The organism is Pseudomonas sp. IT-P258, assembly GCF_949767825.1.
GTDB lineage: Bacteria > Pseudomonadota > Gammaproteobacteria > Pseudomonadales > Pseudomonadaceae > Aquipseudomonas > Aquipseudomonas monachiensis.
Genome location: NZ_CATKPU010000066.1, coordinates 1 through 426, shown reverse-complemented (window position 1 = coordinate 426; position 426 = coordinate 1). Strand labels below are relative to the sequence as shown.

Sequence of the window (426 nt, the reverse complement as noted above, 5' to 3'; positions counted from 1 at the left end):
ATGGAGCAGCTGAGTCGTCGATTAAGGAGGTGATCCAGCCGCAGGTTCCCCTACGGCTACCTTGTTACGACTTCACCCCAGTCATGAATCACACCGTGGTAACCGTCCTCCCGAAGGTTAGACTAGCTACTTCTGGTGCAACCCACTCCCATGGTGTGACGGGCGGTGTGTACAAGGCCCGGGAACGTATTCACCGCGACATTCTGATTCGCGATTACTAGCGATTCCGACTTCACGCAGTCGAGTTGCAGACTGCGATCCGGACTACGATCGGTTTTGTGGGATTAGCTCCACCTCGCGGCTTGGCAACCCTCTGTACCGACCATTGTAGCACGTGTGTAGCCCAGGCCGTAAGGGCCATGATGACTTGACGTCATCCCCACCTTCCTCCGGTTTGTCACCGGCAGTCTCCTTAGAGTGCCCACC

1 rRNA gene is annotated in these 426 nt (G+C 56.6%); it reads right to left on the bottom strand.

The features are described from left to right. Positions 1-22: 22 nt before the first annotated feature. A 16S ribosomal RNA gene (locus tag ACM6G4_RS22510) occupies positions 23-426 on the bottom strand; the annotation flags it as partial.